The organism is Streptomyces sp. NBC_00727 (assembly GCF_045161745.1).
Classification (GTDB): Bacteria; Actinomycetota; Actinomycetes; order Streptomycetales; family Streptomycetaceae; genus Streptomyces.
Genome location: NZ_CP108981.1, coordinates 66,694 through 89,040 on the forward strand (window position 1 = coordinate 66,694; position 22,347 = coordinate 89,040).

Below are 22,347 nucleotides of genomic sequence, written 5' to 3' on the forward strand. Positions count from 1 at the left end.
GACACGGGCGACCCCCAAGGGGGACGTACCCCGCTACGAAAAGCTCAGGGAAGCCCTCGACACGGCCGGCCTGGCGGAGGTGGGTCTGACCACCAACGTGACCACGACGCCGGCCTACGATTCCACGTCGCTGATCGCTGCGGAACGCGAGGCAGCCCTCGTCTACCTCAAGTCACGGTGGACATCACAGGGCCCTGCGCGGCACCATCATGGCGGGCCCCGTGCTGTTCCCGTACAACGTCTTCCCCACACTCAACGGCGAGCCGCTGTGGAGTGACGCACTGCAGGACTGGCTGCGGCGCTCAGGAACGCCGGGCATCATCGGCAGCACCGGCGGGGAGCGGTCGAGAGCCTGGATCTATGACTTCTCGTCCACGCAGAGCACCAGGCCTTCTCCGGCGGGTCGAGGTAGAGACCGACGACGTCGCGGGCCTTGGTGATGAACAGCGGGTCGCGGTAGACGGTTTGAACGTCTGGGCCCGGTGCGGCGCCAGGGCGAGTGCCCGCCAGATCCGCGAGATGGTCGACTGCGACATGCCCGTGGCCGCCGCCATAGACCTGGTCGACCAACCGGTGGCGCTCTTCGGCGTCTCCTCCAGCGTCTTGACGATGACGCGCTCGACGTCCGCGTCGGTGATCTTCCGGGGGACGCCGGGCCGCGGTCGTCACACAAGCCGTCCAGGCCCCGTTCGAGGAAGCGGCGCCGCATGGTGCGGACCGTGTCCGGCTTCGACTCAAGTTACTAGTGCCGAAACAAGCAAGGTTGGCCCTGTCCTCGAGGGCCTGGGTGAGCAGCCTGATCGGTAGGGTCGGGGCCGGGCGCACGATGCGCCATGACGTCATGCGGAACGGGGCGGGCTGTGTTGACCGTGGATGTCGCTGTGGTGAGCGGGCTCGTGTACGGAGCCAGTGGACAGCGTTTGGACGTGTATCGGCCCGCGACTGCATTGGCGGCTTCGCCGGTCGTGCTGCTCTGGCACGGAAGAGGTCCCGAGGAGCGGGACGTTCTCGCGCCGCTCGCGCGGGGCGCGGCTTCGCTGGGTGTCGTGTGCTTCGTCCCGGACTGGAGGCCGGACGCCGACGATAGCGGTCGAACCCACCTACGCGAGTCCGCCATGTTCGTCCAGCAGAACGCAGCCGAGTTCGGCGGGGACACCGGACGGATCACGCTCGCCGGCTGGTCCCTGGGAAGCAAGGCTGCGGTGGCTGCCGCCATGGACCCCTGCGCACTCGACGACTGGAGACCTCAGGCCGTCGTCGGCATCGCCGGCGGATACACCCGACCGGAACCGCTCACGGGCCGCGCCCCGATCGACAAACTGACAAGGGCAGATCAATCGCTGCCGGTCATCCCTGTCTGGCTGATCCACGGATCTACTGATCCGGTCGTGGACGTCCAACAGTCACGCCAACTCCATGCGGCTCTTCAGCACCGGGGCTGGCCGACCTCGCTCTACGAGCCCGACACCGACCACGCCGGTGTGATCATGACCGAGTACGACCCGGAGTCGCGCCGCTGCCGACCCAGCCACGCCGAACACGCCGTACGGGCCGGAAGCCAGACAGCCCACCTCCTCGCCCGCGCCGCCAATTCCGCACCTCGCGCCTGCTAGGACCTGTCTGGTAATTGATCTTGTGGTGGGTCTCGGCGAGGTGACGGATGTGGCGTGGGAGCGGATAGCGCCCCTGTTGGCGGGTGTTGCTGGTCGTGGGCGGCCGTGGCGAAATCACCGGCAGGTGATCAACGGGGTGTCGCGGCGGTTGCGGACCGGTCCCGCAACGGGCTGACCACGAAGATCCATCTCGCCTGCGACGGTCGGGTGCGACACGGTCATGGACGAGCTGAGGGTGTTCCGGACCGGTGCCGGGTGGCCCGCCGCAGACCCGACGCGGTCATCGCGGACAAGGTGTGCTCGTCCCGCGCGATCCGCCAGGCCCTGCGCAGGAGAGGCATTCAGGCCGTGATCCCGGAACGGGCCGACCAGAAGGCCAACCGCCTGCGGCGAGGGAAGACCGGCGGCAGACCACCGGCCTTCGACCGTGAGCTCTACAGAACCCGCAACGTGGTCGAACGTTGCTTCGCCCGGCCAAGCAGTTCGGGGCGATCGCGACCCGCTTCGACAAGCTCGCCGCTCCACCTCGCCTCACTCATCCTCTGGCTTCGCGAGCCGGTAGCGCAGCCCCGGAGGGGGTCTCGACGGCTGGTTGAATGCTCACCAGTGCCACTACGAGACTGGGGGAGTTTTGAGGGTCCAGGACACGATCGCTTACGACTGCGTCGCAATTTTTCTGCTGCTGGTCGTGGTTTGGCAGATGCGGCGACGGCTGACGCTTCGCTCCCGGGGCGTCGAGGTCATCGCTAGATGCTTCGATCGTGATTGGCGGGGGAAGGGCGGCCCGCAGTTCCTTCTGAGCTACACGACGCCAGACGGTGTCAAGCGGACACACAGTGCAGGTGAAGACCACGTCCCCGCCGGCACCCGAGAAGGGGACAGCGTTGCACTCCTCTACGACCCCATGTCCCCTGGGCGCGCGGAGACGGCACTAGCTTCCCGCAAACCATTCTGGAAGCACTACGACATGGCGGCCCTGGTGGGAGTTGCCCTCAGTGTCGTGCTGACGGTGCACGTCCTCTAGATCGGCCGCCACGCATCGAAAGCGCCCAAACCCGCCCGCACACGACGGGGCCAGCGCACATCTGATACACCAGAGCCCTCTCACTCAAGCGGCCGATCACGTTACTGACTCAGCCCTGGCTCGTTGGTCCGGGCATCGGGCGGGGTTCGCGTGGTCATTTGTCGGATGCCGAGTAGGAACGGCTGCGGCCGTTCCTACCGGTGGGCAACGGTCGCTGCGGGCGGGTGGCAGGACCATCGGCAGGTGATCGACAGGCTTCTGCACCGGGTGCGGGCCGGGGTGCAGTGGCGTGACCTGCCGGAACGCTTCAGGCCGTGGAAGACGGTTCACGAACGCCATCTGCTGTGGTCTGCGGATGCAGAACCCGCTGCAGCGGGTCCAGGCTGCGGCGGACGCGGCGGGTGACGTCGACTGGGACATCTCGGTCGACTCGACCAGCGTGCACGCTCGTCAGCACGCGGCTGCGCGCGCAACGACCCACGTCGTGCCCTGTTCGCTTCAAAGGGGGGCGAAGCGGCGGAACACCAGGCCGAACCTCCGTGGCAGAGCCTGGTCGCCCGCCTGGTCGAGGTGGTGCAGGAGCTGAGGGACTGGGCCGCTCGGGGGCGGCCTCACCAGCAGGATCCACCTGAGCGCCGACGGCTGCTGCCGCCCGCTGGCCCTGATCGTCACAGCCGGACAGCGGGGCGACAGCCCCCAGCTCGAGCCGGTGCTGGAGAGGATCCGCGTTCCCCGCCCCGGGCCGGGCAGGCCCCGCAGAAGCCCGACAACGTCGCCGCTGGCAAGGCCTACAGCAACCGAGGCTGCGTCACAGTGCGAATGGCTGGTACGCCAGGGCCCGGTCAACTACCTCTGTAGCGGTTGACTCCTGCCCGTCCTTGGGCCAGAAGATCAGATCGGATACGTAGCCAGTCGGGCAGGCGAGAGCTCTGTCGAGCTCGTCCAGGACCCCTGCCGTCTCGTCCTCGTCGTACTCGACATCCATGACCTTCTGCACCAGCGTGATCGCCGTCTCGCGGGTCATCGGCAACCGCACCCACCCTACGAGAAAGGCGGAGTCGAAGAGCGGATCCGGCTACTTCCGCCGCGCACGGGGCTTGAGACCGTGCTCGCTTTGGCTGACGCGCCTTCCCTGGGACACGGCCTGCTAGGCGGGCGCGCAAGGGCGGGTCGCCGGAGAGGTGCGGGCGGGAGCCAGCGGGTCCCCGCCCTGCGGTGGCCGACGGCCATCACCTTGCGACTCTGTGGCGTTGAGCTCACCTTGATTTCCTTTGCCACTGGTCGAGGCTGCGACGGGTGGCGAGTGTATCGGGGTGGGCGTTACCCAGAACCCGGATCGAGTCAGCCAATAGGTCGCCGAAGGCCTCTGCGGCGCCGACCGGGTTCCCTGCTTCGCCCCGCCAGGTGGCGAGGGCGGCACGCGTCACGAGAACGTCTGGATGGTCTTGACCAAGCTTCCGCGTGCGGTCGGCCAGAAGGCGGGTAAAGGCGGGTAAAGGCGGTCACGGCGCCTGCCGCATCCCCGGCTCTACCCTGACAGTTGGCGAGATTGTGGCGGGTGGCAAGGACCCGAGTGTCGTCATCGTCGTTCAACACCCGTCTCCAGTCTGCCAGCAGGTCAGTGAAGTCGGCCGCTGCGCCCGCTGCATCCCCAGCCAATCCTCGCCACATGGCGAGATTGTTTCGGGCTGAAAGGGTATCGGGGTGGTCTTCGCCCAGCACCCGTCTGCGGTCGGCCAGCACGCCGGTGAAGACGGCCTCGGCACCAGCTGCATCGCCAGCAGATCCTTGCAGATCGGCGAGGGCGGCACGGGCTCTCATGGTGTCGGGATGGTCTTCGCCGAGTAGCCGCGCCGTGTCGGCCAGAAGGTCGGTGCAGGCGGCCACGGCGCCCGCTATATCTCCTGCCGCCCCTTGCCAGAAGGCGAGGTTGTGGCGTGCCATGAGGGTGTCGGGGTGGTCGTCGCCCAAGTGGGCGATAGCCAATTCGGTGAGCCGCCGAAAGTGGTCGCGGGCAGCACGGAACTGGCCAGCCACCCCGAGGCTGTTGCCGGAAAGATTGAGTACAGGGTGGGCAGCCGGCTCGTAAAGGGCGCCTTTGGCGTGCTCGGCAAGAGCAATGGCGTTGGACCGGAGCGCTTGGGCGAGCTTGGTATCGCGTTCGACGTCAGGCCAGGCTGCGACCAAGGCGTCGGCTGCGGTGCGGGCGGTCTCGCGGTGTTGGTCGGGGGTGAGGGTGTCGCGGACAGCGTGCTGCACGAGTTGGTGGGCTCGTACCGCCGTGGCAGGGGCATCAGGGGTACGGGTGATGAGGCTGAGCCGGCGCAGCGCGCTGAGTGCCCGGTCCGCTTCGGCTGCTGAGACCTGATCGGCGCCCGGCTCAGCCGGGGAGTCCTGACCGGCTGCGCGGGTCCGGTGACTAGCGAGGTAGATGCGGGTGGGCGTGCTAGTGAGGACGGAATGGGGGATGCCGTTCGGACCGAGGTGGGCGATCAGGTGAAGGAGAGGGCGAGCGAGGCCGACGGGGCGGAGGCTGTCGGCATGGTCGATGGACAGGGCCCAGGCTGCGGCGAGGGCGTGGGGTTGCTGATCGGGCAGGACATCGGGGGCCAGGTCGCGAAGCGCGGTGGCCCGGTCAGCCAGCGTCTGCCGGTAGACGCTGACGGACTCACCCGTGTCGGCCAGGTAGGCGGCCGCCTGTGACAGGGCAAGGGGCAAGTAGCCCATGTCCGCGGCCAGTTTGGCCAGCTCATCGATGGGCTCGGTCCGTCCGTAAGCCGCCAGAGCATCGACGAGATGGGCTACGGCCTGTGCCGGGGTGAACACGCCGATCTCCAGCCGGGTGCGACCTGAGCCGGTGAGGGCGGCGTCCTGGCGGCGGGTGGTAATCAGGGTCCGGCCGTGCGGACTGTCCGGCGGCCACAAGCCTCGCAGGTCTTCGGGGTGGGTGAGGTTGTCCAGCACCACCAGCCACCTCACAGCCACGGCCGTCGAACGCCTCGGCGTCAGCCAGGCCAGGAAGGCACGGGCGGCCCCCTCCGGGTCCTCCACGCCGAGCGAGCAGAGTTCGCGGGCGGCCTGGGCGAATTGGTCGACGATGGCTGACCGGTCGGTAGCGGTCAGCCACACCACTATGTCCACTGTTCCCTCGGCCAGCGTGGTGCGGGCGTAGTCGGCGGCGAGTTGCGACTTGCCGACCCCGCCCATCCCGAAGAGCACACCCCCCGTGGCAGGTCCGGCCGTTGGCCGACCCTCGAGGACGGCGGTGCCACCGCCCTCCAGTACCGTGCGCAGCCGGATGGCCTCGCCGCGGTGCTGGAACGCCAGCGCGGGTGGCGGAATCGGCCCGACCAAACGCAGCTCGCTCCCCGCCGACCGGGCGTTGCCCACGCGGGAGCGGGATGGCGCCGGACCCGGCGGCGTCTTGGCCTGGGTCCCGGCGGCAAGATCACGAAGGTCGAGCCAGGGGCGGGCATCAAGCTTCAGCGCATCAGCCAGGGCCGTGACGGTGTCCATGCTGGGGATTGGCCCGTCGGTGCGGAAGAACTGCTGCACCGTGGTCCGGGAGATCCGAACTTGACCCAGACGCGTACGGTCGGCCAACGCGGTCTTGCTCACACCGGCCGCAGCCCGAGCCCGGTCCACCTGTCGGCGCAACTCGGCCATAGCGTCCTCTGGCGTCATCCTCCCCCGCTCTCACACCCTCAACGGCGATCACACGGCCCCGAGTTCAGACCTGCACCGCATTGTTCAGCACCGCTCACAGTGAACCTGGGCGAACACCAAAACCGACACGGTCCTACCCGTCGACACTCCGGCCGACCAGACCGCGGAGGAACCTGTGAACACCCTCGCTACCACCCTGCTCACGATCGCCCTGGTACTCGTCGTCGCCGTACTGGTCGCTGCCGGCGCGGGGAAATTGGCCCGCATGGACGGCGCCAGTTACCCCGCTGCCCTCGCTCGTGCCGGTATGGCTTTCACCGCCACTCTCACTCTCGCCGCTGCCCTGGCCGCTACCCTGGCCGCCTGCCGGTGACCCGACGTATCCGGCTCGGGATCCGCAAGCACCGGTTCTGCCCCGGCGCAGACGCCTCACCCCTGTGGCGTCTGCCGCCCGCAGTAACCGCGTCCTATCAGGCAACGGCCGGGCATTGGGCGGCGAGCCGGGCGAGGTGGACCTCTCGCAGTGCCTCCCACGACGTGCAGACCTGACGCGGGGGTCGGCAGCGCCGTCCTCGAGGACGGCGGCAAACTGGTCGGCGCTCTCGCGGGTCCGGGCCGCGTACGCGCGAAATCCGTCGACGGCATCGGGATCCCGCGGCCGCCGGACGTGGTCAGCAAAGGCCGGTTGTTCACTCATCGGGGCCTCCAAGGGCAGAACTGGCGTCTGCTTCAACGGCTTCGGCCGCACCGGCCGCCTGAACAGTGCCGCAGCGAGGGTGTCCACCTGGGAAAACAGGTGGACAGCGTGAGTGAAGGCCGCGGTTCGGGGTGCCGGTATCCAGCCGGGTGAATGATGCGTCTTCAGCATGGTCCCCACGTTTCGGCCGTAATTGAGTCCCAGGGATTTGCTGTCGGCCAGATCGATACCCCAGGTCACTTCGTCGCCCAGGGCCAGGACGGCCGTCGGCTGCTGTCTCGACGCGTCGTCAACGACGAACCTGAACTCCTCGAAGAGGCGGCTCGAAACCTGGAGGCGATCGAGGCCCGGTTCCGTGAGCACCGCGACTTCGAGGTGCTCACCAGCACGCCCGGCTTGGGCATGATCCTCGGTAACGCCGGCAAGATCAGGACAGACTTCGCCAGCCACGTCGCTACAACCACAGACTCCAACACGTCTTGTGCATCTCCACGTTGAAGCATCCGCCACTGCAACGAGTCCCGTCGTTTTTACGAACGCAAGCGAGCTGAAGGCAAGCGCCACATCCAAGCAGTACTCGCCCTCGCCCGCCGCCGCGTCAACGTCCTCTGGGCCCTCCTGCGGGATGGACGGACCTATGAAGTCACGCCACCTACCGCACGCGCGGCTTGACAGACCGCATGAGGAATCACTGAAAACCGGGAACCAACCATCAGGAAGCGGCTCCGGAACGGGGAACCCCGTCCCCCACGGGAGCGTTGTCAAAGGTTGCGGGGAAGGCGAGGGGAGTTGGAACTGTGGCGCAGAGGCGCTCGCGCGGCCCTTGGCGGCTCCTGCTGGTCGAGGACGACCGGGAGCTTGCCTGCATGCTGGCCGACGTGCTGCGGGACGAGGGGTACGCGGTCGATGTCGCGGCCGACGGCCAACAAGGACTGCACCTCGGTCTCTCCCGGCCGTACGACGTGCTCGTCGTCGACCGGCGCCTGCCGGCGCTCGACGGACTCGACCTCGTGAGCCGGTTGCGGTCCCGCTCCGTGCGTACGCCTGTGCTGCTCCTGACCGCGATGGGTACGGTGCACGACCGGGTCGACGGCCTGGACGCCGGCGCTGACGACTACCTCGTCAAGCCGTTCGACCTCGACGAACTCGGCGCGCGCTTACGGGCCCTGCGCCGCAGGGCGCTCGAAGCCGCCGATGTCCTGAGTATCGGTTCGGGGCAGCTGTACGTCGGCCGCCGGGAGGTCGAGTTGGCGGACGGAAAGCAGGTCGCCCTCGCGGCTCGGGAGTTCGCGTTGCTGTGGGCACTCGCCTCGCGCCCCGAAGCCGTGCACTCGCGGGCGGAGCTGCGCCGGCTGGTGTTCCAGGAGGCGCCCGCGTCGTCCATCGTCGACACCTACGTCTACTACCTGCGCCGCAAGCTCGGCAGACAGGTCGTGCGCACGGTCCGCGGCCTCGGCTACCGGCTGGGGGCGCTGTGAACCCGTCCGCTCCGGCCGAGTGGACGGCGGTACGGCGGGCACGCCTGCGCATCACTGTCATCACCGGAGCGATCATCACACTGCTAGTCACGATCGTCGGCGGGGTCGCGCACACGGTGATGGTGGACGCGCAGAACGACCAGGTGTGGCGCGAGCTGCGCTACGGGGCGATGTACGGCGATCCGGCCAAGCCTCCTGTGTGCACCTGGCTCTACGCGCCCGGCGTGGAACCCCTGTCCAATGCCCCGGCCGGATTTCCGATCCGCGCCGACCTGGCAGAGGTCCGCCGCGCCGGCGAGGCCACGGAGCGCACCGTGGAACGCGACCGTACGGTCTATCTGGTACGTACCCAGCCCCGGGCCGACGGAGACGTGGTTCAGGCGGTGTTCGACATGCGTTTCCAGCTGGCCGACCGCAGCCATCTGTGGTTCGCGCTGGCGGTGGCGGAGGCGGTGGGGCTGCTCGCCGCAGCCGTCACGGGGGTGTTCCTCGGCCGTCGTGCCGTGGCGCCGTTGGCGGAGGCCCTGACCCGGCAGCACCGGTTCGTCATGGACGCCAGTCACGAGTTGCGTACCCCGATCACCCAGGTGCACACGCGGGCGCAGATGCTGGTGCGGCAGGCGGCCGGCCAGGATCTGCCGGTTTCGCACCGCGACAGGCTGGCCCGGCTGGTCGCTTCGACAGGCCGGCTCGGCGAGGTGCTCGACGACCTGTTGCTGTCCGCGAGCATTGCCGCGGGTCCGGCGCGGCGGTCGGAGCGCCGGCCGGTCGATCTGGTCGCGCTGGCCCGGTCGGTGGTGGCCGAGGAAGCGGACCGGGTGCGGGCGCGTCGCCTCACCGTCGTCGTCGACGACCCGTCGCATCCCCTCTTCGTCGACGGCATCCCCTCGGCGCTGCGCCGAGCCGTGGGTGAACTGCTGTCCAATGCGATCCGTCACACCCCGGCGGAGGGGCGGATCGGGATGGCACTCTCGCGCTCCGGTGGCATGGTGGTGCTGGCCGTCGCGGACACCGGGCCCGGATTCGAGCCCGCCGCGGTGGAGCAGTTGTTCGAGAGGTTCCACCGGGGTAGCGGCGACGGCGGGCGGTACGGGCTGGGGCTCGCGCTGCTACGGGAGGTCGTCACGCGTCACGGGGGCACCGTCGCCGCCGCCGGCCGTCCCGGTCACGGCGCCCGGTTCACCATCCGCCTGCCGGAGTGCCCGCCCCCGCCCTCCGAGCCGGCCGAATCGCAGCGGGCCGGAGCGTAGCCCGTCACGGCAACTCGTGTGCGGCGAGCAGTCGGGCCGCGGCGCGGACGTCCGCGTCCAGAGGACGGTCCGGGTCGACCGGGGGAATCGACTCGACGAGGGCGTCGAGGAGTTCCGCGCACCGGGGCGCGGTGGGGCGTCGGGCGCCGACGTGGGCCGCCTGGCGCAGGCCGAGCGCGAGTGAGCCGGTCAGCAGGTCCAGCAGTTCCGCCATGTCGTAGGAGCGCAGGGCGGCCTGGGTACCGAAGGGGACGACGTCCTGGTTGTGCAGGTTCGTCGGCAGGCTCTGCATGCCGGCCGGTGTGGCGTTGCGGCGGATCTCCGCGACGAATGCGGTGGCGGCCAGTTGCACGCCCTGCAGCCCGTGCTGGAGGCCCGGTGCGGTGGCGAGCATCGGCGGCAGTCCGCCGTTGCGCGCGGGATCGGTCAGCAGGTCGAGCTGGCGCTCGGCGAGGTTGCCCAGTTGGGCGGTCACGGAGGCGAGCAGGTCGGCCGCGAACGCGGCGGGCTGTCCGAAGAAGTTGCCGCCGTGCACCACCTTCCCCTCCCGGTCGTCATGACTGGGGAAGAACAGCGGGTTGTCGCTGACGCCGCCGAGGTCGGCGCTGACCACACCGTCCACGTAGCGCAGCGCGTCCTCCGCGGCTCCGAGCAGCTGCGGGGTGCAGCGGATGCTGTACGGCTCCTGGAGCGGTCGGGTACCCGAGGGGCTGAGGCCGGCGAGGGTCTGTCGCATGCGCGCGCCGGTCCGGGCCGCTCCGGCGTGTCCGTACGCCCGCAGGAGGTCGTCGTCCAGGAAGCCGGGGTCGCAGCCCAGCAGATCGGCGAGGAGGCAGGTGAGCGTGGTGAGCGATCGGTGGGAGGTGCGGACGGCGTCGCGGGCCAGAGCCAGGGCGGCGGTGGTGACGGAGGTCCCGTTCACAAGGGCGAGCGCGTCGCGGCCGTCCAGGGCGAGCGGGTGCAGTCCGGCGGCCGTCAGTGCCTGGCCGGCGGGCATGCGGCTGCCGTCCAGGTAGGCGTGGCCGCGGCCACGGAGCGCCTGTGTGGCGTAGGCGAGCGGGATGAGGTCGCCGCTCGCTCCGACGGAACCGTAGCGGGGGACGGCCGGTGAGAACGTCGTGGCGAACATGGCGGCGAGCCGGTCGACGACCTCGGCGGATACGCCGGAGAACCCTTGGGCGAGGGACCAGGTGCGCAGCAGGAGCGCGGCGCGGCAGATCTCCTGCGGCAGGTCCGGCCCCTGGCCCGCACCGAGGTGGGCCAGGGTGTTGTCGCACTGGTCAGCTTCGTCGGGGCGGCCGGCGTATCCCACGAGCGCGCCGAATCCCGTGGTGGCGCCGTAGATCGGGCGGGCCTCGCCGCTTTCGTCGTGCCGCAGGCCGTGGAAGAAGCGGCGGCCGCGGTCCAGGCGGGACCGGGTTCGGGCGTCCACGGTGACGGTGAGCGGCGTCGCCGCACGGCGCAGGGCGGCCGAGTCCAGGGGGTGGGTGAGCGGGAGAGGGTCCGGGGTGGTGGGCACGTCCGGAAACGTAGGCGGGGAATCTCAGAGCGCTCTGAAATCGGGTGGCTAGCTTCCGGGGCATGACCCATGACTACCTGATCATCGGTGCGGGGCCCGGCGGGCTCCAGCTCGCCTCCCTGCTGGAGCGGGACGGCGCGGACTACGTCGTCCTGGAGCGCGGCAGCGGTCCGGGTACGTTCTTCACGCGGTTTCCCAGACACCGCTCCCTCATCTCGAACAACAAGGTGCACACGGGTTACGACGATCCGGAACTGCGGCTGCGGATGGACTGGAACTCCCTGCTGAGCGACGACCCGGAGCTGCTGTTCACCCGCTACAGCCCGCGTTATTTCCCGCCGGCCGACGACCTGGTGCGCTATCTGTCGGACTTCGCTTCCCGGACCGGAGCACGCGTGCGGTACGACACCGCCGTGGAGAAGGTCTCACGGGACGAGGAGGGGTTCACCGTCACCAGTCACACCGGCGAGGTGTGGCGGGCACGGCATCTCGTGGTCGCCACCGGAATGCCCGTCGCGAACCTGCCCGCGATTCCGGGCGTGGAACTGGCCGAACGCTACGACACTATCGATACCGATCCGCACGCCTTCACCGATCAGCGGGTGCTCATCATCGGCCGGGGCAACTCCGCGTTCGAAACGGCGGAGAACCTGATGGAGACCGCGGCGGTCATCCACCTCGTTGGCTCGGGCTCGCTGAAGATGGCCTGGCGGACCCACTATGTGGGGCATCTGCGCGCGGTCTACAACAACTTCCTGGACAGCTACCAGCTGAAGTCGCAGAACGCCCTGCTCGACGGCAGGGTCCTGGCCATCAGGCGTGAACAGGACGGCTTTCACGTGCCGGTCGCCTTCGAGCGGGTCGACGAGGTGGTCAGGGAGATCCGCTACGACCGGGTGATCGTCGCCACCGGTTTTCGGTTCGACACCTCGGTCTTTGATGACACCTGCGTGCCGGACCTCGTCGTCGACGGCCGTTTCCCGGCGCTCACACCGCTCGGCGAGTCCGTCAACGTACCCGGCCTGTACTTCGCCGGGACACTGATGCAGGGTCGCTCCTTCGGGAAGGCGACGACCGGTTTCATCCACGGTTTCCGGTACGCGGTGCGCGCGCTGCACCGAGGGCTGCGGCAGCGCCACGCCGGCGTGCCGTGGCCGACGACGGCGCTCGGGGACTCCACCGAGCGGGCCGTCGACGCGGTGATCCGCCGGGTCAACCGGTCCTCGGCGCTGTGGCAGCAGTTCGCCGTCCTCGGTGACCTCCTGCTCCTTGCCCCGGACGGTACGTTCCGCTACGCCGAGGAGGTGCCCGTCGACCACGTGCCAGGGGCCGTGCGGGACGGAGACTTCGGCGAGGTGGCGGCGTACGCGGTGATCACCCTGGAGTACGGGGAGGACCACGACCGGGTGGACCCCTTCGATGTCACCGCGGGTCGCAAGTCCCAGCAGGACGTGTCGGGCCTGGACGGCCGTTATCTGCATCCGGTCGTCCGTTGGTACCGGAACGGCGAGTTCGTGGCCGACCACCACCTCACCGAGAACCTGGAGAACGAGTGGGACAGCAGGGAGGTCCACCGTGCCCCGCTGGACGCCTTCCTGACCGCCCGGCGCAGCCCCGTCGCGCCGGTGGCGCCGTGACGCTCCGTGAACTGTGCGAGAGGGCCCGGCAGGTGCTGGACCCGGTCGTCTTCGACTATGTGGCGGGGGGCGCGGACGAGGAACGCGTCCTCGCCGACAACGAGAGTGCCTTCGGCCGGTACGCGCTTTTGCCGCGGGTACTGAGTGGCGGCGAGGAGCGGGACACCTCCGTCGGTCTGCCGGGCGCACCGCGGGTTTCCCCGGTGTTCGTGGCACCTACCGCGTTCCACCGGCTGGTCCACCGCGACGGCGAGCGGGCGACGGCCCGGGCCGCTGCGGCCGAGGGCGCCGTTCTGGTGACGGGAACGGCGGCGACGACCGCGGTGGCCGACGTGGTCGCGGCGGCGCGCGAAGCGGCCCCGGATCCGGCGGTGTGGTTCCAGCTGTATCTGCACCCCGGCGAGGAGGTCACCGGGGCGCTCGTCCGGCGCGCCGAGGACGCCGGCTGCACGGCCCTGGTGATCACCGTCGACTCGCCCGTGTTCGGCAGGCACACCAGGGACCTGCGCAACGGGTTCAGCGACCTGCCGCCCGGATACGCCGCCGAGAACATGCGTGACCTCCCAGGCGCCGGGCCCGGCGCTCTCACCGCCATTCCCATGTCCGCGGTGCCCGGCTGGCCGGACTTCGCGGCGGTTGTGGCACGTACGCCGCTTCCCGTGCTGGTGAAGGGGGTCCTGCATCCGGACGATGCGCGGCTGGCCGTCGAGCACGGGGCCGCCGGGGTGATCGTTTCCAACCATGGGGGCCGTCAATGCGACACGGTTCCCGCTGCCGTGGACTGTTTGCCGGCCGTCGCCCGCGCGGTCGCGGGCCGGGTGCCCGTCCTGCTCGACGGCGGGGTGCGCCGGGGCAGCGACGCCGCGGTGGCGGTGGCACTGGGCGCGAGCGCCGTCGGCGTCGGGCGCCCCGTGCTGTGGGGCCTGGCCGCCGACGGGGAGACGGGAGTGCGGCAGGTCCTGACGACGCTGCGCGACGAGTACGCCCACACGCTCGCCCTGTGCGGCGGGTGCCGGAACACCGATCTGAGGCCCGGCATGGTCGTACGGAAGGGCGGGACGTGGTGAGGGCGCGGACGGGTACGGACACGTGGTGGCTGCCGCGCGCTGTGGTGGCGCTGCGCGTGCGCATCTTCGAGAAGGTGAACGGGGACCGGGTGGTGACCCTCCCCAGCGCCACGCACGGGCCGGAGGTGTTCGAGCAGGTCTACGCCCATCCCCACGCGAACGGGCGGAGCGAGGGAGCGGGTCTGTCCGACCTGTTCTGGTACTGGCTGGCGCCGGGGCCCGAGGTGCACCAGGAGCATCTGGAGCCCGGCCGGCGCTACGAGGACGTGGCTGCGACGACGCGGCGCATCGTCGCCGGGAACTCGGCCGATCTCACGGCGGCGGCCGCCCGCGCCGTCGCCGGTGTGCTGGACGTCCTGCCGGACAACCGGATCAGCCTCGTACGGCTGCGGGATCTGATGATGCCCGCATGGGCCGCGTTCTGCTACGAGCTCGTGTTCCGGGAGCCGTGCCCGCCCGAGGCCCGGCGGCTGATCACCGCGCACGCCAATGACGTGATCACCGCGCTGAAGTGCACCGGTCTGCGTCATCCGCGCCGACGGGCCCGGCTGACCGTCTACCTGCACGGCCGGGTCGCGGCCGGTCACGTACCGCACCGGCTGCCGGCCTCCCTGTCGCTCCCGGAGCAGGTGCACTATCTGCAGGGAACCTTCTTCAACACGGCGGTCGTGCAGTTGTCCGAGGCGACGGCACACGTCCTGCTCGCCCTCGCCCGCCACCCGGACGTGCAGCGGCGCCTTCGGACGGATCCGGAGGACGACGGGTACCTGACGCGGGTGCTCGACGAGACCATGCGCATGTATCCGCTGTTCGGCATCGCCCACCGCGTCACCACCGGTGAGATACCCCTGGACGAGGAGACGGTGCTGCCCGCGGGGTCGGTGGTGTGCTTCAGCTACCCCGGCTACCACGCAACCGGGTACGAACGGCCCGACGAGTTCGACCCGGACCGCTGGGCGGGTCTGGCCGCCAGGGATGTCCACCACATCCCGTACGGTGTTGCCGCGAACCGGCCCTGTCCGGCCTGGCGGCTGTCGCCACTGGTACTGCGCGCCGCGGTGCGGGAGGTGGTGGGCCGGTTCCGGCTGGACTCGACGGCCTCGCACACCCGTTCCATTCCGCACCGGGCGCCCTGTCTGCTGGTTCCGCGCGCCCTGCCGCCGGGAGCGCGCAGCCTGGGTGCGCTGCGCCGGTTCGTCCGGCTGCGGGACGGGGTGGAGGACGTCACCCGTGGCGTGCGCCAGTTGGTCCTCGGCACGGTCATGGTCCTGCACGCCCGCAGGCAGCGCCCGGCGAGACGGTACTTCGACGAGCGGCGGGCCGGAGGATGCCCCGTCCGCCTCCCGGAAAGAGGGAACGGATGACGCCCGAAAGACCGTGCCGGTCCGGCCGCGGAGTGAGCGCATGACCTCGTCCGCCCGGCCGGCGTCGCTTGTTTCCCGTCCCGTGATGTTCTGGTCGGGCGTGGCCCTCACCTGTGCGGGTGTCGGCCAGCACGTGTGGATGTTCGTCGATTCCGCGTCGATGGGATTCCACATGGCCATGATGGGGATGTCCGGGGTGATGTGGGCCGCGATGGCAGCCATCGTCGTGGGCGTCGTGGTCGCCGGATTCGCGGTCACGCGGACCGCGGCCCCGGCCGGGACCGTGGGCGAGGCCCCGGCCGGGACGCACCCGGCGCACCGGCGGCGTCTCATCGGAGTGCTGAGCTTCGCGCTGATGGTGGACCAGATGAAACCCGCCACCCTGGCGTTCATCCAGCCGGGCATGCGCACCGAGTTCCAGCTCAGTGCCGCCGAGATCTCCTGGCTGCCGACCGTCGCCCTGAGCGGCACCGTGCTGGGGTCGCTCGTGGGGGGCCGCTCTGCGGACCGGATCGGGCGCAGGGCGACGATCCTCATCGCATCGCTGCTCTTCCTTGGCACAACGGTGTGCGGGGCCATGCCGACGTACAGCGGCATTCTGGTCATGTGCGCCCTGATGGGGATGGCGGCCGGAGGCATGCTGCCCGTCGTCTACGCCTTGATGACGGAGAGTCTGCCACCCGGCAGGCGCGCCGCCATCATGGTGCTGCAGGCCGGGCTCACCACTACCGGCGGCTACATGGCGGCCGCAGGTCTGGCCGCGGTGCTGATTCCGTTGACGGGGTGGCGCGTCCTGTGGTTCGCGCAGCTCCCGCTGGTGCTGATCCTCATCGCTCTGAACCGGTGGATCCCGGAGTCGGCCGCCTTCACCGCCCAGCGGGCGCGGCCAGGTCACGTACCGGCCTCCGCCCTGTTCAGACGGCCTCAGACAGCCAAGACGCTGGTCGTCAGCGGTTACGCACTTGCCTGGGGGCTCGTCTACTGGGGATTCATCACCTTCCTGCCCAGCCAGCTGGAGGCTTCGGCCGAAGGGGGCATGTCCGCCGCCACGCTGCTGTTCCTGTCCTCGCTGCTGTCCATCCCGACCTGCGCGGTGGCGGCGTGGCTCTACTTGCGCTGGTCGGCGAAGGGCACCATGGTCGTCTACGCGGCCCTCACTGTCGTAGCCCTGCTCGTTCTGGCCGCGGTCGGGATGGACGGCGGCCGGGCCGTCCTGCTGACCGCGGTGATCCTGCTGTTCGCCGGCACCGCGGGGGTCGTCGCGCTCATCGGCCCCTACACCGCCGAGATCTTTCCCCTGGCCATCCGGGGGACCGCCGGCGGCTGGGCGGCGGCGGTCGGCAAGTCCGGCGGGGCCTTCGGGCCCCCACTCATCGCCCTGGTGCTGTCGGCACCGGGGGGCATACGCACCGCCGCGCTGCTCGTCGCGCTGCCGATGGCCGTGGCGGGGGTGGCGGTCGCCGTGCGCGGCGACGATCCGCACGCGGCTGGTCAGGCCCCCGCCGAGGCGTCCCGGCTGGACAACGAACTGGACGATCTGATGCGCGGCGAGGCGGTTATCGCGGAGCGGATCCCTCCGGCGGCGCCCCCTGCGGGCCCGGGGGACGGCGGCGGGGCGCGGTGAGCGAGCATGCGATGGGGCCTGTACCCGCCCTCGTGGCGCGTGACGAGGGCGGGTACAGGCCCGCTAGCCCTTTCGGGTGAGCCGTCGTTTGTCGGGCTTCCCGGCAGCCGTGAGCGGTACCTCCTCGATGAGGGTGAGCCGGGCCGGGGCGCAGTCCTCCCCCAGCCCCGCCGCCACCAGGGCGCGTAGTTCGCCGAGGTCGGGGCGGTGGCCGGCGGCGGGTACGACGAAGGCGTGGACGGCCTCGCCCGTGCGGTCGTCCGGCGCGGCCACGACGTACGCCTCGGCCACCGAGGGGTGGCCCGTGAGCAGCCGCTCGACGGGACCGGCGTAGTACACGTTGGCGTTGACGATGATCACGTCTCGGGTCCGTCCGGTGAGCCAGAGCCGGCCGGACGCGTCGATGCGGCCGAGGTCGCGGGTGCGTACCCACCCCTCGCGGAACACTTCAGCGCTGAGGCCGGGCTCCTGCCAGTAGCCGCAGCTCTGGGACGGGGTCCGCGCGAAGAGTTCCCCGTCGGTCCCGTGCGGGACGGGGCGGCCCGAGGGGTCGCGGATCTCCAGTTCGACGGGCGGTACTCCGAGGGAGCCCGGCGGCTCGTCGGGGGTGGCCATCGAGATCATGCCGGTCTCCGTCTGCCCGTAACCGTGGAAGACGACCGGGCCGAGCACCTCGGTCGCCTCCCGCAAGCGTCCTGGCTGCAGCGGCGATCCGGACACCATCAGCGCCCGCAGCCCGCCGAGGTCCACCGGCGACGTGCGCTGCGCGGCCACGAGTGCCGTCAGCCGGGCGACCGTGATGACGCTCGCGGTCGCCCGGTGGCGCACCAGGGCGCCGGGCAGGTCCGGGGGGTCGGCGGTGACCAGAGTGCCGCCGGCGGCGAGTGCCAGCAGTCCGTACTCCATCATCACCTGGCTGGCCAGGGTGCCGAACACCAGGAACCGGCCGAGGCGTCCGGCGAGCTCGCGGACGGCCGGCGGCCAGGCGTCCGGGCGGTGCGCCCAGCCGGCGGTCATCGCCGCGTAGGTCTGGGCACACGCCTTGGGGAGGCCGGTGCTGCCGCTGGTATGCAAGAGTCTGGCGACGTCGCCGGGGCGGGCGAGGACGCGCGGCCGGGCGCAGTCGTCCGCCGACGCCAGCAACTCGTCGAGCGGGAGGACGAGCCCGCCGCGCGGATCGCTGGTGCCAGGAGGACGGTCGGTGACGGTCACCCGGACGTCCCTCAGGACGTGTTGGTGCTGCTGCGGGGTCAGGCCGGGCCGCACCCCGACGACGCGGGCGCCGACGACGTGGGCGGCGATGATCGCGGCGAACGCTTCGGGGCCGACCCCGGTGAGCATCGCCACACCGTCTCCGGGACCGACGCCGTGCCCGCGCAGGCCGTTCGCTGCGCGCCGCACCGTGCCGAGGAGCGCGGCGCCGGAGACCTCCCGGCCGGCGTGCTCGAACACCGTGCGGTCGCCCGCCTCGTCGAGGATGTCCAGTACGGCGCCAGGGAACTGCTCAGTCAAGGCACTCCTTCACGAAGGCGGTGAGCGGCTGCCGGTGGACCGCCGGCAGGTTCCACTCGTTCTCCAGGTTCTCCGCCAGGTGATGGGTGCCGGCGAGCATGCCGTCCCGGTAGTGGCGGACCACGGGATGCAGATACGTGGAGTCCATGGCATGGTCCACGTCGTTCTCGACGACGCGCGGGACACCGACGTCGAAGGGGTCGGTCCGGTCGTGCTCGAATCCGTACTCCAGGTCTACGACGAACCGGTGCGGGGCGGGCCCCAGGGCGCCGTCGGTGACGTAGTCCAGGGGCACCTCCTCCTGGTACACGGCACGGTCGCCGTCCACGCCGACCACATCTCCGAGGAACCCGAACTGCTGCCACAGCCCCGACGAGCGGTTGACGCGGCCGATGAGGGCGTCGGCGATCGCCTCCGGTGTCGCGGCGAGCGTCCGGGCGGGCCAGGAGGTATCGAGGTGGCGGGCGGCGAGGATGCGGTGCAGGGCGCGCACCGCGTAGCGGAATCCGTGGATGAAGCCGTTGGTGGACCTCTTGAAGTCCCGCTGCTGCATCAGCGTCCCGGCGAAGAAGAGGTCCGGCACGTTGACCGATTCGAAGGAGGAGGTCTGCTCGGGGAACCGGTCGTTGATGGCGAGTGCCGGGCGGCAGGTGGAGTCGAAGACGGACGCGTCGAAGCGGAAGCCGGTGCAGATGATGATCCGGTCGTAGTGGAGTTCGCGCAGTGGTTCGACGGTGCGTGCGTAGCGGAGCAGCACCCGGAAGCCGCCGTTCTCCGACTTCTCGATGCTCTCCACGGTGCCGTCGAGCACCGCGTTCTGCGACTTGAGCTGGTAGGTGTCCAGGAAGTTGTTGTTCACCGCGCGCAGATGCCCGAGGTAATGCGTCTTCCAGGCGAGCTTGACCGAGTGCGGTCCGGCGACGTGGATGACCGCGGCCTTCTCCACGAGGCCGTCGGCGGTCTCGAACGCGGAGTTCCCCTTGCCGATGACCAGCACCCGCTGGTTGGTGAAGGACGCCGGGGCCGGGTCGAAGGTGTCGTACCGCTCGGCGAGTCCGGCCCCCGGAATGGGTGGTTCGTAGAGCCGGGAGATGCCTGTCGCCATGACGAGCCGCCTGGCCTGCCAGGTCCGCCCCTCGGCGTCGCGCACGGTGAAGACGCCGTCCGCGCGGGAGACGCGGACGACCTCCGTCCCGTACTCGACGCGCACGCCGGTGCGGGCCGCGAAGTCCGTGAGGTAGCGCACCAGATCGTCCGCGGGCGGGAAGTAGCGCTCGCTGTACCTGGTGAAGAGGAGTTCCGGATCGTCGCTGAGCAGCGAGTTCCAGTCCATGCGCAGGTTGAGTTCCGGGTCTGTGAAGCCCGTGTTCACCTTGTTCGTCGAAATCAGCTGTCGGTGGCGGGGATACCGGGTGAAGAAGGTCCCCGGTCCGCTCCCCCGTTCCAGGACGACGTAGTCGCGTCCGTCGCGTTCCAGTAGAGCGGCGAGCTGTAGTCCGGCCGGTCCGGCCCCGATGATGAGATAGTCGCGCACCATGGGCCGGACGGTAGTGACAGGAAATCAGAAGACTCTGAGACTGGCGCCCCGGCGCAGCCCGCTCACCGAAGTGCTTGTCGGACCGTTAGGTGCCCCACTCAAGTTCGACAGAGTTGTCCCGGAGGACCTCCTGAAAGGGCTGACGTTCACCTCCCGCCGTGGAGAGCGCCTGCTCAAGTACGTCGAGCACGGACGGCTGATCCGTTCGGTGAGCCTCCAGGGCATCTACTGCATTGCCGCCGACTCCGCTGAAGAGCTTGACCAGTCGGTTCGTCACGACGGCCGGAGAGGGGATGGGAATGAGTTTCGATGACATCAAGGCGCCCTTCTGGGCCTTGTTCTCCCGAAGCTGCCACGGAGTGACAAGTAATTCATCCGGAGCGAGGTGTGGAGCATGTAGTCGGCGATGACCGGGGCCGGCCGCCGTGCTTGCCTTTCCGGGCAGGGGACCGGCGAGCATCTCCAGGACCAGGCCGTGGGCGGTGAGGTGATCGGCGAGCGCAGTGAGTTCGGGGGCACAGCGGTCGGGTCCCGATACGCACCGGCCAGCTCCACAACGGGGTCGCCCGCGGCCGGTCCGGGCGGATCCGCCATCCTGCACACGTCGTGAAGTCCGTGTGCCACTGGTGGCCGCAGTGCCCTGTGTCACCACCCTGAGCGGGTGTTGCGCGATCAGGAAGATCGCGCAACACCCGCTCACGGTGGTCAGCGGTACGGACGCAGCCAGGGTGCGGGTTCCTGCGGTGCTGGAAGCGTACGGGCGGAGCGCACGCAGCTCTCCGGTTCAGGACTCGGCGGCTTCGAGTCTCTTCTTGAGAGGTTCGTATTCCAGCTCCCATGCACCCGGACGTGCGTGAAGGTCGCGGACCAGCAGCCCGAACAGCTTCGCGTCGAAGTTGACGGCGCATACAGACCGCCGTCGATGCTGTGACTGTTCACGATGACGGTGGGTGTGCCGGGGCCGATCGGATCGTCTCCGGTGTGTTCGTAAGCGCGTTCGGAAGCGGTGACGAACGAGCGGTACTTCATGGTCTTGACAGCCTGGTCAAAGGCGTCGTCGCGCAGGCCAGGAACTTCACCGGCCAACTTCAGCAGGCGTACGGTAGTGAACCCGCCGCTGCTCTCGACAGCGACCTGGTTGCGAAGAGAACCGCGTGGTACTCAACGAACATTCCCTTCTCCAAGGCGGCACGCAGGGCGTTCACGACTCGCTTGGAGCCATCACCACCGAGGCGGTCGTCCTTGAAGGAGGCGAAGGTGTACTTCGCCTTGACCTTCCCCTCCAGAAGCAAACCCTGCAGCGCGGTCGCGCCGGTCTGCTCGAACTCCTCGACCACAGGGCAACGCGGGTCCTCATACACCTGGACCGTCGAACGGGCCTCGGGATCACCCACCGCGATGGTGGTGCCATCCGCATCTCTGCGTTCGGGCAGGTCCTCGGGAGACTGATAGGTGACAGCCCGGGCTGCCACGGATCGTCCTCGCCAGTCCCGTTTCCGCGTGGCGCACATGCCGCGCCAACCACCACGAGTCCCGCGACCATCGCAGCCGAGACCGGTCTTCGGATATTCATTCCCGTCGAGCTCTGTTCCCTCCCATGTGCGCAGCTAGCTCGGGGAGCTGCTTGTACACGTCGAAGACGTCGGCCGGGAAGTGAAGCCGGTAGGTCACGCGGCTCCCCGGCTCGGGTCATTGCGGCTGTCCTGGCGAGGCTCGGCGTCCCTGAGCGGCCGAAGCCCATCCGTCGAGCACGGCGGGCAGGTCCTCAAGCGGGGTGAGGTTGACGTCCTGGCGCCATGTGCCCCTCCTGCGGTCGTGCCCGGAATGCCAGAGTAGCGCCGAGAGAGGCTACTTCGGTCGCAGTCACGGAGTACGCAAGGCGCGTGGGCGGTACTCCGCTGCACCCAGGAAAGAGCCTCCACACCCTCGCCGCAGGCACCGACCGCGATCGCGACGCCGTCATTGCCGGCCTGAGTCTGCCCTGGAGCTCATGCGTTGTCGAAGGCCATGTCAACCGGATCAAGATGCTCAAGCGCCAGATGTTCGGCCGCGCGGGCTTCTCCCTCCTGCGCAAGCGCGTCCTCCTGTCCTGATCACCGCAACCAGAACGATCTGTGGAGGTGACTGGCGGGGTGGGATGGGGCCGGCCGGATTCGAACCGGCGTCCTCCCACATGCGGTGAAGGCGCGACAACCCCTGCGCTACGAGCCCCATCCCGTCAGGGATCCTACGAGCCACCTGCGCTCTGCCGCATTTGAATTGTCGAGACAACGACGGATCACTCGACGTGGCCGCGTCACAGAAGTCGAGCGGAACCCGAGACTCGACAGCACCCCCAGGGGGCGCTTGGGACGGTGCG

18 protein-coding genes, 1 tRNA gene and 3 pseudogenes are annotated in these 22,347 nt (G+C 69.7%); 14 read left to right on the forward strand and 8 right to left on the reverse strand.

Features of this window, described 5'->3' with window-relative positions:
• Positions 1 to 286: 286 nt before the first annotated feature.
• A pseudogene (locus OG242_RS00285) lies at positions 287 to 721 on the reverse strand (helix-turn-helix domain-containing protein); the annotation flags it as partial.
• A 139-nt stretch (positions 722 to 860) separates the two neighbouring features.
• Between OG242_RS00285 and OG242_RS00290 the strand changes: the two are divergent.
• The 5 genes and pseudogenes from OG242_RS00290 to OG242_RS00310 all read left to right on the forward strand — a co-directional run.
• Positions 861 to 1,613: an alpha/beta hydrolase gene (locus OG242_RS00290; protein ID WP_405896186.1), complete on the forward strand. Its 753-nt coding sequence runs from the start codon at positions 861 to 863 to the stop codon at positions 1,611 to 1,613.
• A gap of 22 nt (positions 1,614 to 1,635) precedes the next feature.
• A pseudogene (locus OG242_RS00295) lies at positions 1,636 to 2,183 on the forward strand (transposase); the annotation flags it as partial.
• 130 nt (positions 2,184 to 2,313) lie between these two features.
• The gene (locus tag OG242_RS00300; RefSeq protein WP_405896187.1) at positions 2,314 to 2,637 is read left to right on the forward strand and encodes a DUF3592 domain-containing protein; all 324 of its coding nucleotides are present in this window, start codon (positions 2,314 to 2,316) and stop codon (positions 2,635 to 2,637) included.
• A gap of 165 nt (positions 2,638 to 2,802) precedes the next feature.
• Entirely contained in the window at positions 2,803 to 3,042 is a 240-nt protein-coding gene (locus tag OG242_RS00305) for a transposase (RefSeq protein WP_405896188.1), read from the forward strand.
• 199 nt (positions 3,043 to 3,241) lie between these two features.
• Positions 3,242 to 3,441 (forward strand): annotated as a pseudogene (locus OG242_RS00310) (IS5/IS1182 family transposase); the annotation flags it as partial.
• A gap of 4 nt (positions 3,442 to 3,445) precedes the next feature.
• On the opposite strand, the gene OG242_RS00315 reads toward OG242_RS00310, so the two are convergent.
• Positions 3,446 to 3,673 (reverse strand): e9imm peptide, encoded by a 228-nt coding sequence (locus tag OG242_RS00315; RefSeq protein ID WP_405896189.1) that lies wholly within the window; start codon positions 3,671 to 3,673, stop codon positions 3,446 to 3,448.
• A 305-nt stretch (positions 3,674 to 3,978) separates the two neighbouring features.
• The gene (locus tag OG242_RS00320; protein WP_405896190.1) at positions 3,979 to 6,321 is read right to left on the reverse strand and encodes a tetratricopeptide repeat protein; all 2,343 of its coding nucleotides are present in this window, start codon (positions 6,319 to 6,321) and stop codon (positions 3,979 to 3,981) included.
• A 157-nt stretch (positions 6,322 to 6,478) separates the two neighbouring features.
• Here OG242_RS00320 and OG242_RS00325 point away from each other — a divergent pair, with 157 nt between their 5' ends.
• From OG242_RS00325 to OG242_RS00340, 4 genes are all read left to right on the forward strand, one after another.
• Positions 6,479 to 6,676, forward strand: a complete 198-nt coding sequence (locus OG242_RS00325; protein ID WP_405896191.1) for a hypothetical protein — start codon at positions 6,479 to 6,481, stop codon at positions 6,674 to 6,676.
• A 477-nt stretch (positions 6,677 to 7,153) separates the two neighbouring features.
• A complete protein-coding gene (locus tag OG242_RS00330; protein WP_405896192.1) occupies positions 7,154 to 7,498 on the forward strand; it encodes a hypothetical protein in 345 nt (114 codons plus the stop codon).
• A 299-nt stretch (positions 7,499 to 7,797) separates the two neighbouring features.
• A complete protein-coding gene (locus OG242_RS00335; RefSeq protein ID WP_405896193.1) occupies positions 7,798 to 8,478 on the forward strand; it encodes a response regulator transcription factor in 681 nt (226 codons plus the stop codon).
• A complete protein-coding gene (locus tag OG242_RS00340; RefSeq protein WP_405896194.1) occupies positions 8,475 to 9,728 on the forward strand; it encodes a sensor histidine kinase in 1,254 nt (417 codons plus the stop codon). The genes OG242_RS00335 and OG242_RS00340 overlap by 4 nt, the downstream gene beginning before the upstream one ends.
• 4 nt (positions 9,729 to 9,732) lie before the next feature.
• Here the strand turns inward: OG242_RS00340 and OG242_RS00345 are convergent, their stop codons facing one another.
• Positions 9,733 to 11,247 carry an aromatic amino acid ammonia-lyase gene (locus tag OG242_RS00345; RefSeq protein WP_405896195.1) on the reverse strand — a complete coding sequence of 505 codons (1,515 nt, stop codon included), beginning with the start codon at positions 11,245 to 11,247 and terminating at the stop codon, positions 9,733 to 9,735.
• Positions 11,248 to 11,309: 62 nt separating this feature from the next.
• Here OG242_RS00345 and OG242_RS00350 point away from each other — a divergent pair, with 62 nt between their 5' ends.
• The 4 genes from OG242_RS00350 to OG242_RS00365 are packed head-to-tail and all read left to right on the forward strand — an operon-like array spanning position 11,310 to position 16,939.
• The gene (locus OG242_RS00350) at positions 11,310 to 12,884 is read left to right on the forward strand and encodes an NAD(P)-binding domain-containing protein (RefSeq protein ID WP_405896196.1); all 1,575 of its coding nucleotides are present in this window, start codon (positions 11,310 to 11,312) and stop codon (positions 12,882 to 12,884) included.
• A complete protein-coding gene (locus OG242_RS00355; protein ID WP_405896197.1) occupies positions 12,881 to 13,951 on the forward strand; it encodes an alpha-hydroxy acid oxidase in 1,071 nt (356 codons plus the stop codon). The genes OG242_RS00350 and OG242_RS00355 overlap by 4 nt, the downstream gene beginning before the upstream one ends.
• Positions 13,945 to 15,315 carry a cytochrome P450 gene (locus tag OG242_RS00360; protein ID WP_405896198.1) on the forward strand — a complete coding sequence of 457 codons (1,371 nt, stop codon included), beginning with the start codon at positions 13,945 to 13,947 and terminating at the stop codon, positions 15,313 to 15,315. Before OG242_RS00355 ends, OG242_RS00360 begins: the two co-directional genes overlap by 7 nt.
• 40 nt (positions 15,316 to 15,355) lie before the next feature.
• The gene (locus OG242_RS00365; RefSeq protein WP_405896199.1) at positions 15,356 to 16,939 is read left to right on the forward strand and encodes an MFS transporter; all 1,584 of its coding nucleotides are present in this window, start codon (positions 15,356 to 15,358) and stop codon (positions 16,937 to 16,939) included.
• Between the two features lie 63 nt (positions 16,940 to 17,002).
• Here the strand turns inward: OG242_RS00365 and OG242_RS00370 are convergent, their stop codons facing one another.
• The 3 genes from OG242_RS00370 to OG242_RS00380 form a co-directional block, all read right to left on the reverse strand.
• Positions 17,003 to 18,451, reverse strand: coding sequence for a class I adenylate-forming enzyme family protein (locus OG242_RS00370; protein ID WP_405896200.1), 1,449 nt, complete (start codon positions 18,449 to 18,451; stop codon positions 17,003 to 17,005).
• Positions 18,444 to 19,988: an NAD(P)-binding domain-containing protein gene (locus OG242_RS00375; RefSeq protein WP_405896201.1), complete on the reverse strand. Its 1,545-nt coding sequence runs from the start codon at positions 19,986 to 19,988 to the stop codon at positions 18,444 to 18,446. Before OG242_RS00375 ends, OG242_RS00370 begins: the two co-directional genes overlap by 8 nt.
• Positions 19,989 to 21,076: 1,088 nt before the next feature.
• Positions 21,077 to 21,460: a thioredoxin domain-containing protein gene (locus OG242_RS00380; protein WP_405896202.1), complete on the reverse strand. Its 384-nt coding sequence runs from the start codon at positions 21,458 to 21,460 to the stop codon at positions 21,077 to 21,079.
• A gap of 411 nt (positions 21,461 to 21,871) precedes the next feature.
• Here OG242_RS00380 and OG242_RS00385 point away from each other — a divergent pair, with 411 nt between their 5' ends.
• Positions 21,872 to 22,081 carry a hypothetical protein gene (locus tag OG242_RS00385; protein WP_405901780.1) on the forward strand — a complete coding sequence of 70 codons (210 nt, stop codon included), beginning with the start codon at positions 21,872 to 21,874 and terminating at the stop codon, positions 22,079 to 22,081.
• Positions 22,082 to 22,126: 45 nt separating this feature from the next.
• Here the strand turns inward: OG242_RS00385 and OG242_RS00390 are convergent.
• Positions 22,127 to 22,200: transfer RNA gene (locus OG242_RS00390), tRNA-Ala, on the reverse strand.
• Positions 22,201 to 22,347: the final 147 nt, after the last annotated feature.